This is a genomic window from Cellulophaga sp. BC115SP (genome assembly GCF_009905545.1).
GTDB lineage: Bacteria > Bacteroidota > Bacteroidia > Cytophagales > Spirosomataceae > Flectobacillus > Flectobacillus rivi.
The window spans coordinates 1-804 of sequence record NZ_JAAALB010000168.1; the positions used below are offsets into that span (position 1 = coordinate 1).

Consider the following 804-nt stretch of genomic DNA (forward strand, 5'->3'; position numbering starts at 1 on the left):
CCTCATTTGTCAAGAAAAACAAATCAGGAGAAATAAACATCAAGTTGCTTGACGCCAACGCTGGATCTACATCAAACATGATGTTGTCGTAATCGTCTACCGTTTTAGCAACTTCGTTTGGTCCTACGTGATTTGGGTACTTGGCACGGCGGTTGGTGTCGTACTTGCGCTTGTTTGATGGCGAAATTTTAAACTTGAGTGGTTTGGCTGCCAAAGCTGGATTTGAGTCGGTCAAAGCACAGATAGCTTTTACCTCATCATAAATGTTTTGGTCAGTCAACGGTGTTGCCGCTGAGGTCACAACGTTTGCGCTAGGAATGTCACCACCAGTACCACGACCAGCTGTAAACTTTTTAATCAAACCATCAATTGAACTCATAGAGCCAAATCCTGACTGATTAAATACTCCTCTGTAAGTACCATAAAGCGCCAAACCTTCGCCTGACTTCTGGAGTACAGTATTGACAAAAAATAATTCCCAAGGCATAGCCAAAACCTGCTCTTTGGTCATGTTACCCGTGGTGATCAGACGCTCGTAGCTTCTGAAAATCTTTAGAACGTCCGAACGCTTCAGCGCCAAGTCAATATCAATATCAAAGAAGTTGGGTAATTTGGCATTGATTTTAACGGCATCAGTCGTAGGATTAAAATCGTCTGAAGCTGGTTTGTTAGCATCCTTGGCAACAACTGAAAAGATAGGCGTTTTGGCGTCGGTGACCTCAACTTGAAAATCCTTACGAATCTTTCCAAAGCCATCCATTACCGATTCATTAACAATGATAGGATTGCCAGAAATGAGGTTTT

The 804-nt window shown here is 42.5% G+C and carries 1 protein-coding gene; it reads right to left on the minus strand.

What is annotated here, in order from left to right; all coding sequences use genetic code 11:
• Nucleotides 1-804: hypothetical protein (locus GVN22_RS28585; protein ID WP_205691070.1), on the minus strand; the 804-nt coding region annotated here is incomplete at both ends.